The sequence below is a fragment of the Robertmurraya sp. genome, from assembly GCF_036676585.1.
Classification (GTDB): domain Bacteria; phylum Bacillota; class Bacilli; order Bacillales; family Cytobacillaceae; genus Robertmurraya_A.
Genome location: NZ_JAKFCQ010000082.1, coordinates 1 through 8,515, shown reverse-complemented (window position 1 = coordinate 8,515; position 8,515 = coordinate 1). Strand labels below are relative to the sequence as shown.

The following is an 8,515-nucleotide window of genomic DNA, read 5'->3' as shown; positions in this document are numbered from 1 at the left end:
CCTATCTGTAATTCATGAGTAAACAAATATTAAAGGTATTAATTTGCGTTCTTTTCAAATGATATTTGATTTAGATTAGATATTAGTTTATAATAATTATAGTTTAGAAGTCATTATAATATAAATCTAAAGGATAAGGTATATAGAACAGATATTGGAGGTTTTAATATGAAAGAAGAAGTAAGACTAGTGGCGTTAAGAGAGGTAACAAGAGAAGAGTTTCTAGACTTAGCCCAAAGTGGTGTTCGCGAACTATTTGACCTTGGACATTATAAAGTGTTTGATGGGTCGAAGGACAAAGAACAGAGTCACTTTGTCTACGACATGGGAACACACCGTTGTTTTTTAATAGATAAGGATACATGCTATGAGTTGGTAACAGCTTTCTATTGTGGTGGAGATAAACCAACGATCCTTAATAGTTTGAACGAAATTGCTGCGTCAATTAAATAAAAGAGTACTTGTTTGCAATAATTATAGTATGTTGAACAAGAAGGGAACCTCTTGAGGATTCCTTTTTGTTCAACATATTTTGAGTACCAATTTTATTGATCTTTATAAGCGGGTCGATAAAAAGCTACTGATTCCCGCATCTAGGTTTAAGAGGGTCCGCATTTATCGGTTGGGGGATCAGATTAAGCACCGAGCTGATAAATAGACGGAGAAATTACGCTTAATTGGTAATTATTATTAAAAAAGGATTAAATAGACAGAGAGATTCCGCCTATTGGCTCGAAAAATTCAATAATGGGAGATTTTTCTTTGCATAAGCGGAAAACCTCCCCTTATTCCCCCCGAAACAAGCTCCATTCTGCATCTAACCGAAAAAACTCCGCTTATTTGTGCTGGTTACTCGATTAAGGACAAGACATCTTATTTAAAAGTTAGTGAGTTTTTCTCAAAAATCCAAGAGAGCCTCATTTTGATGCATTACAGTGAACCGAATCACAAGTAAGTGAGGTAAAGAAACTCTCTAATAACGATGCCAATACGACTGTCATTTCGGCACTTATTTTAGGAAAAGCACTTCAAAAAAGAACCCTAACTGTTGTTCTTTCCCCTCTTTTCCATCAGCTCTGCCATTTGATTCGAATTTGGATTTTCTTCATTTTGTAATTTATCAATGATGTTACGATAATCCGTTTCATTTCGGTTTTGACTTAATTTATATGCAGCCTGTATTTCTCCCACCTTAATCTTAAATCCAACGATACCTTTCAGTTGACTTTCTAAGAGATCAGGAGAAAGTTTATCCCATAAAACAGGATTTTCACGGTGTTTTTCATATTTATGAAGCATGGTTGTTAATTCTTCTATCAATTCATCTTTCTCTAAAATGCTCGCTCTCCCATACATATGGACGGCTTGATAATTCCATGTTGGAACTGCTTCATGTCCATACCAAGAAGAAGAAATGTACGCGTGCGGTCCTTGAAACATCACAAGCACATCTTCACAGGTTTCAAATGTTCTCCACTGAGGATTTCCATAAGCCAAATGCCCAGTTATATAATAATCATCACCCTTTTTATTTATCCCTAAAGGCAAATGAGTCGCAATTGGTTTCCCTTGTTGTGTTGTGACAATTGTGCCAAAAGAGTTTTGTTGAACAAAATCCCAAATTTCATCAACATTTGTTACCTTAAAATATTTTGGAATATACATATGAATCCCCCTTTCAAAAAGTTATAAGAGTGTTTTGGTCATGATAAAGTCCATTTGCTCTTCATCACCCATATGAAAAGAGTGGACTCCTGTTTGAACAAACCCCATTTTTTTATAAAAAGCAATGGCATTCTCATTTTTTTCCCATACGCCTAGCCAGATTTCCTTTTTATGACGCTCCATCGCAATTTCCATAGCTTTATTTAGCAGATATTTTCCAAGGCCATGTTTTTGGAATTTGGTCTTTATATAAATCCTCTCGATTTCAAGTGCTTCCTCACCCATTTCTTCAGACTGAGCATCATTGCTATTGATCTTTAAATACCCAGCTACTTCATTATCAAAATACACAAAAAAGAATTCTGAAGAAATATTGGATAGTTCTTTTTCTAATTGATTTAAGTTAAATGCCCTTTCCAAATAAGCAATCATATTTTCAGGTGAATTCTGATCTTTAAATGTCTCATTGAAAGTTTCATAACTAATTTCTTGAAGTTGGTGTAAATCTTTAAGGTTACACTTTTTTATATTTATCGTCATTTAAATAACTCCTCTATCTAATCAATAATTTCTCTTGTTTCCCTTTTTTACATATTCCCAGTCTTTTTCTACATTTTTTCTTACTCTTTGAAGAAGATTGAAAATGGTTTCTACTTCATTTTCGGTAAACCCATCTAATGCCACAATATTGGAATAATTATTTTCTCTTTTTATGAAAGGAAAAACATTTTCCCCTTTCTTTGTTGCGAAGAGTTTTTTGATTTTTTTGTTATGTTGATCTTCTTTTTTTTCAATAAAGCCATTGATTTCCAGTTTTTTTATCGCACGAGCTGCTGATGTTCGGTCTACTTTTATCATTTCAGCTAACTTTTCTTGAATGATACCTGGGTTTTCACATATTCTCACAAGGTATAAATACTGCCCTTTTGTCAGGTCATATTCCTTAAATTCTATATTACTTATGGAATCTAATGCCCTTGCAATCATTCCAATTTCTCGAAGAATTTCCTTCATAATTACCTCCTTAGCATATATTTTTATTGCAAATACAACAAAAATGATTTATGTTAAATTTAACCTAATTTTATTGCGTTTGCAACAAAAAAACTTAAAAGGACTGATTCATATGAATGTAAAAAGAGTAACGAACGAAGAAGATTTAAAGGTAGCATTTGCTATTAGAAAAGAAGTATTTGTGAAGGAACAAGGCGTAGCACTAGAGGATGAATTTGATCAATTTGATACACTAAATGGACTTTGCGAACACATATTAGTCCATTACAATGAGCAACCAGTTGGAACGGGAAGGATAAGATTTATTGATGGAGTAGGAAAATTGGAAAGAATCTGCATCCTTGAACCCTACCGTAAATTTGGGCTAGGAAAAATCATTATAAAAGCGTTAGAAGAAATTGCGGAAGAACAGGAAGAGTCGCAGGTTAAATTACATGGGCAAACACAGGCGGAAGGTTTTTATAAAAAACTCGGGTTTCATACTTCATCACCTATCTTTATGGAAGATGGTATTCCACATATTCTAATGCTCAAACAACTGTCTAATAAATAGTAATAAAGAGGTCGAGTAAAGTGAAATATGTTTTTTATGTATTTGGAATTTTACTATTAACGTTAGGTATTTCATTCACTATACAATCAGACCTTGGAACTTCCCCTTTTGATGCACTTTTGGTAGGACTGTCCATACATGTGGGGCTTACTGTGGGAAGTTGGGAAGTAATAATAGCTTTACTATTGATAGGTTGTAATTCACTTTTAAAAAGGCAAAAACCAGAATTTTCAGGGTTGTTAACAGCATTTATAACGGGTATCGGTATTGATATGTGGCTTTTTTTATTACACCCTTTTGTAACACCTGAACTATGGTACAGCAAAGCCGTTTGTTTTGGAATTGGCTTAGTTATTATAGGATTAGGAACTGCAACATATTTACACACAAATTTTGCACCGATTCCCGTTGACCGATTAACCATAATCATAAAAGAAATAACTAGAACAAACATATTCTTTTCGAGAACAATCATTTACCTCGTATTCTTGATCATGGCAATAATCTTAAATGGACCTATTGGCATTGGAACTTTATTAACCGTTTGTTTAGGCGGGCTAATACTTAATTACTTCATGCCATTTACTGAAAAAGTACTAGACCGTATAGTAACACGCTCTAGTAAATCATCAAATTGTGATATAGAAAGATCCACTTGAGGAATCGAAACCCTTGTTTTAAATTTCAAAATAACTATTCGTTCACCAGTGAGCTGTTCCTTTTATACCTTTTATAGGCTAATGGTGTCATGCCTATCGTGTTTCGAAATTTATCAATAAAATAGCTTGTGCTGTTAAATCCAACCTGATAGGCAACATCTGTGACATTGGAATCCGATTGTTGCAATAAAATAAGACTTTTTTGGATTCGGTAATCGGTGACGTAATTCAAGGGGGTTTTCTTCAACATTCGTTTGAAATAGCGACAACATTCAGAACGGCTTAATTGACCAGCACGTGCAATGTCGTCTAAAAGGATTTTCTCTGCGTAATGTTGATGGACCCAATTGAGCATTTGCTTCATTCGTTGACTTTTTACGATTTCCGACTGTTCGAACTCTAATGGAACACCATTCATGATTAAATTCTTCCATATATTCGTTAGATGTACACTGATGTCGATTTCATAATACGGTGGATTTTCTTTTATCAACTGTCTGATTTTCATCATCGAGTCTAGAATCGTCCTCGCCCAAAGCTCCTTGGAATCTAGGAGTAAATAAGGGATATTCGTTGCTTGAATATAAGGATATACAAAGGTGGAATAAAGTTCTTGTGAGAGGACAAAACTTGGTAAAACATTTAAACAAATATAAACACAGCCAGAATCATTCATATCTTTTGCCATATGTAGGCAGCCACCATTTATAAATAGTCCTTCCCCTTCTCGAACAACAACAATTTCTTCATTAATTTGAAAAATGGCTTCTCCTTTTATTATCCGAACAAACTGAAATTCATCATGCCAATGAAGCGGGATATATCCATTGATATTTTGATTAATGGTCGTTTCGTAACATGCAAAGGGTAACACCACGGTTCGATGTTCTGTTAATTCTTTTAAACTATGGTCAACCATAAAATTTTTTATTTGCATGTTCCACCTCAATATTCTTATATTTTTCTATTCAATTTATATATTATTTCATGGTTTTCCTAGGTAAGATAGAACATATTATAGCACTATTTTTGTATTTAAAGGAGAAACCAAATGAGTAGAAAAAAAGGGATTTTTCTAGTGATGACAGGAGCGACATTTTGGGGGATTGGTGGAACCGTTGCAAAAAAGCTTTTTGAACAGTATGGAATCGATATCGATTGGCTGGTAACCACCCGATTGCTGATCGCCGGATTTTTACTATTAACCATACAATTTTTCGGAAAAGATCGTTCCCAAATCCTTGGGGTGTGGAAAACCAAAAGCAACGCCATTTCATTGATTATTTTTGGGTTACTTGGAATGCTTGCTGTTCAATACACCTATATGGCTTCCATTCAACATGGAAATGCTGCGGTTGCGACTCTTTTACAATATTTAGCACCTGTAATGATCATCGTTTACTTGATTTTGCGCCATCAAGCAGTTCTTACACGAAAAGATATGATCACCGTTTCGCTAGCTCTAGTCGGGAGCTTTTTCTTATTAACAAACGGCTCCATCTCTCAATTATCTGTGCCAACATTAGCAATCGTTTGGGGCGTTTTATCTGGAGTCGCACTTGCATTTTATACGTTATATGCCATTCCCTTACTAAAGCAATACGATTCCCTTGTTATTGTTGGTTGGGCGATGATCATCGGTGGTTTTGCATTAAGTTTTATCCATCCACCTTGGAAAATAGATTTGAACACGTTACCATTAGAAGCTTATCTATACCTCATCTTCGTGATCATTTTTGGAACGATGATCGCCTTTTGGTTTTATATTGAAAGTCTACAAAGTCTCTTACCAAAAGAATCCAGCCTTCTCGGAAGTATCGAACCACTAGCGGCAGTTTTAACCACCGTTTTCTGGTTAAAAGAACCCTTTGGAATGTTCCAATGGATAGGCACCACTTGTATTCTTTTCATGATTGTATTTTTGGCATTGAATAAAGCTTCTTCTTCAAAGGTTAGTTACTAAATATTAAAAGCCCCTTACCACAGAGTTAAGGGTTCTGTTTTTAGGTCCATAAGTATAAAATGATACATAAAATAGCGTGACTCACGCTATTTTTTTAAACAAAGGAATATTCAAGTTTTCTAGTTTAATTGGCATTTGAAAGGACAAGTCATTTTAAATGCCATTAAACCACTTAAGCTTAAAGAATCGGACTCGGTATTCAAAGGCATTTCCAATCAAGTCTTGTCCGAATCCTCCTCGATTCGGACTCTCGATTGCTAATTCCTTCAACTCCTGTCCGAATAACCCCTCCATTCGGACCCTCGAGTACAAATTCCAGTCAAGTCCTGTCCGAATAACCCCTCGATTCGGACTCTCGAGTGCAAAGTCCAGTCAAGTCCTGTCCAAATAACCCCTCGATTCGGACTCTCGAGTGCAAAGTCCTTCAACTCCTGTCCAAATAAACCCTGGATTCAGACTACCTAGTGCAAAGTCCTTCAACTCCTGTCCAAATGAACCCTGAATTCGGACTACCAATTGCAATTTCTTTCTAGTCCTGTCCGAATAACCTCTGGATTCGAACTACCAAGTGCAAATTCCTTCAGTTTTGTCCGAATAACCCTTGCAATCAGACAATCAACAGGCAATCAACCGAATGACTAGATGTCATTATCAGCGATTTTTTTATTAATCACTACCGGGTGCTTTTAATAATAGGGAGAAACCTTATCTTGATTATCAATTAACACATATAATATTAAAAATGCGTTCTAAAACTAAAAACAATTTACACGCCATTTTCTATGTCATTTAAATGTATTTCCCCTCTAAACGGAACCCTTTAATTCGCAGAGAGGGCTCTTATATCGCTAATCTGTCAATTTAAGGAGTTAAGTAACCTCGGTACTCTTCTGTCAAACCTTCAGGTAAATGATTAATATTTGAAGACTTCAATAGTAATAGATTCATTTTTGTCTATTCCTAACATACCCTTTATTTCTTTTGTAAGGTAAACAGCTGTTACAGAATATTATTCATCCCCATTAGCAACCTTATAATAATATTCTTTTCCTGAAAATACGCCTAATAATTTCAGTTCCCCTTATTTGAAGATCCGTTTCCTCCACGCCCGTTATCTCAACAAGGACTATTATTATTTAATCGTTATTAAAGTTGGATAAACATTTTCCCAATGGTGTTACTATTCCGTCCATACTTATAGTATTTTTCTCTTTACGATATTCTTCTAAGCCTTGTTCGCTTTTATTCATAGCCCACTGTTGAAGAGTATCACGTTCACCCATGTATGAATAAAAAGGTACACTAAATCCACATGACGTTTTTACCGTTTCAATCTCGGCATGGATTATTTGACGATATCCAGGAAGGATGTCAAAGTGCTTAGCCATGTCATTCCATTCTGGTGAGTCTGGTAATACAACCTTACCTTTTCCGTATAGACGTAAGATCATCGGGGGACCTTCAAAAGCTAAGAACATAAATGTCATTCTACCGTTATCTATTAAATGGGCACTTGTTTCATTTCCGCTACCAGTTAAATCTAAATAAGCGACCTCATTTGGAGAAAATATCCTTAGTACATCATGACCTTTAGGCGAAATGTTAACATGTCCGTCTGCTGATAGTGGTGCTGATCCAACGAAAAAAATCCGTTGTTTTCTTATAAATTCTTCATGTTGTGGAAGTATTGAAGAATAAACTTTTCCCATCATAAATTCCTCCTCGTCTCACCTATTGTAAAAGTAAAAAGCCTACCATCTCATACTGCCCTTTAAACATAGGGCACCAACTACGATTCTCATGTTTTTCCAATCTTCAACTTATATTTAGATATATATTCTATACAAAAAAAATTACCCTTCTTAAACATACTTCCTTTAGCTTAATAGTTTTCAGTAAAATCGTACTGCTCTACACAACCATTGGTTATTCTTTTGCTCCATAAAAAAACAGCTACCAATTGGCAACTGGATTTTATTTAAGGAAGTCAAACTTTTGTATAATAATAACTCCATCAATGAAATGCTTGTTATAGGTAAGCTTCTTTTGGGTCAGAAGAAAGCTCTTCTATGGTAAGAAAATCAAAATGCACAGATTGGTCCTTTCCTTGAGGACTGCATGCGAATAATCCAGCTGAAATTGTTGAATCACCAGGAATATCCAAGTGAGCTATGCGTATTTGCATCCATTCTTCCCCATCATAGGAAAAATCAACATAACAATTTTGAGCAATCCTAGATATTCGAAAGTATAGGTCAATCTCTTTAGACTCCATATATTGTGTGGACCAGTCAGAGTACCCTCGATTGGTAACTACAGCCCCCATTTTACTCAAAGTATTTGTTATATATTCTAAAGAAGTTTTAACCCATACATCCTTTGAAAAGCGAATCATCAACCCTGCTTGGTCATACTTTGACCTTGGAAAAGCTTTGACCTTTGTGGTCATCCTAAAATTCTTATCTGTATTCATATAAAGAAAATGACCATTGTCTGCTTCAAAGCCGTAATGTGTTTTTTGCCAGTAATCTGTTTGCTGATCGGTTTTTAAAACCAATTGAGAACTCGTTGTGTCAACCATCCATTTCTTAGGTTCACAACGCCATTCAAGTAAGCTATTTAATTGTTCACTTTCAAATTTCTCCTCAAGAATCCATCGTT

Annotated in this window: 11 protein-coding genes; 4 read left to right on the top strand and 7 right to left on the bottom strand. The window is 35.1% G+C overall.

What is annotated here, in order from left to right:
- Positions 1-168: 168 nt before the first annotated feature.
- Complete coding sequence (locus ACGLXV_RS11365; RefSeq protein ID WP_391558673.1) at positions 169-453, top strand: hypothetical protein; 285 nt, start codon at positions 169-171, stop codon at positions 451-453.
- Between the two features lie 588 nt (positions 454-1,041).
- On the opposite strand, the gene ACGLXV_RS11360 is transcribed toward ACGLXV_RS11365, so the two are convergent.
- From ACGLXV_RS11360 to ACGLXV_RS11350, 3 genes are read right to left on the bottom strand one after another with little or no spacing between them, the layout of a single operon-like run.
- Positions 1,042-1,665 carry an FMN-binding negative transcriptional regulator gene (locus ACGLXV_RS11360; protein ID WP_391558672.1) on the bottom strand — a complete coding sequence of 208 codons (624 nt, stop codon included), beginning with the start codon at positions 1,663-1,665 and terminating at the stop codon, positions 1,042-1,044.
- A gap of 21 nt (positions 1,666-1,686) precedes the next feature.
- Positions 1,687-2,205 carry a spermidine/spermine N(1)-acetyltransferase gene (gene paiA / locus ACGLXV_RS11355; protein WP_391558671.1) on the bottom strand — a complete coding sequence of 173 codons (519 nt, stop codon included), beginning with the start codon at positions 2,203-2,205 and terminating at the stop codon, positions 1,687-1,689.
- 21 nt (positions 2,206-2,226) lie between these two features.
- On the bottom strand, positions 2,227-2,679 hold the full coding sequence (locus ACGLXV_RS11350; protein ID WP_391558670.1) for a MarR family winged helix-turn-helix transcriptional regulator: 453 nt from the start codon (positions 2,677-2,679) through the stop codon (positions 2,227-2,229).
- A gap of 112 nt (positions 2,680-2,791) precedes the next feature.
- On the opposite strand from ACGLXV_RS11350, the gene ACGLXV_RS11345 reads away from it, so the two are divergent.
- Both ACGLXV_RS11345 and ACGLXV_RS11340 read left to right on the top strand, forming a co-directional pair.
- The gene (locus ACGLXV_RS11345; protein ID WP_391558669.1) at positions 2,792-3,232 is read left to right on the top strand and encodes a GNAT family N-acetyltransferase; all 441 of its coding nucleotides are present in this window, start codon (positions 2,792-2,794) and stop codon (positions 3,230-3,232) included.
- A 20-nt stretch (positions 3,233-3,252) separates the two neighbouring features.
- Positions 3,253-3,891 (top strand): YczE/YyaS/YitT family protein, encoded by a 639-nt coding sequence (locus tag ACGLXV_RS11340; RefSeq protein ID WP_391558668.1) that lies wholly within the window; start codon positions 3,253-3,255, stop codon positions 3,889-3,891.
- Positions 3,892-3,925: 34 nt separating this feature from the next.
- Here the strand turns inward: ACGLXV_RS11340 and ACGLXV_RS11335 are convergent, their stop codons facing one another.
- Positions 3,926-4,828 (bottom strand): AraC family transcriptional regulator, encoded by a 903-nt coding sequence (locus tag ACGLXV_RS11335; protein WP_391558667.1) that lies wholly within the window; start codon positions 4,826-4,828, stop codon positions 3,926-3,928.
- Between the two features lie 114 nt (positions 4,829-4,942).
- Between ACGLXV_RS11335 and ACGLXV_RS11330 the strand changes: the two genes are divergently transcribed.
- Positions 4,943-5,854 (top strand): EamA family transporter, encoded by a 912-nt coding sequence (locus tag ACGLXV_RS11330; protein ID WP_391558666.1) that lies wholly within the window; start codon positions 4,943-4,945, stop codon positions 5,852-5,854.
- A gap of 153 nt (positions 5,855-6,007) precedes the next feature.
- Here ACGLXV_RS11330 and ACGLXV_RS11325 read toward each other — a convergent pair whose 3' ends face one another.
- The 3 genes from ACGLXV_RS11325 to ACGLXV_RS11315 all read right to left on the bottom strand — a co-directional run.
- Positions 6,008-6,148, bottom strand: a complete 141-nt coding sequence (locus ACGLXV_RS11325; RefSeq protein ID WP_391558665.1) for a hypothetical protein — start codon at positions 6,146-6,148, stop codon at positions 6,008-6,010.
- Between the two features lie 842 nt (positions 6,149-6,990).
- Entirely contained in the window at positions 6,991-7,563 is a 573-nt protein-coding gene (locus tag ACGLXV_RS11320; RefSeq protein WP_391558674.1) for a pyridoxamine 5'-phosphate oxidase family protein, read from the bottom strand.
- Positions 7,564-7,883: 320 nt separating this feature from the next.
- Positions 7,884-8,515 (bottom strand): DUF1349 domain-containing protein (locus ACGLXV_RS11315; protein WP_391558664.1); only part of this gene is annotated, 632 nt, incomplete at its 5' end.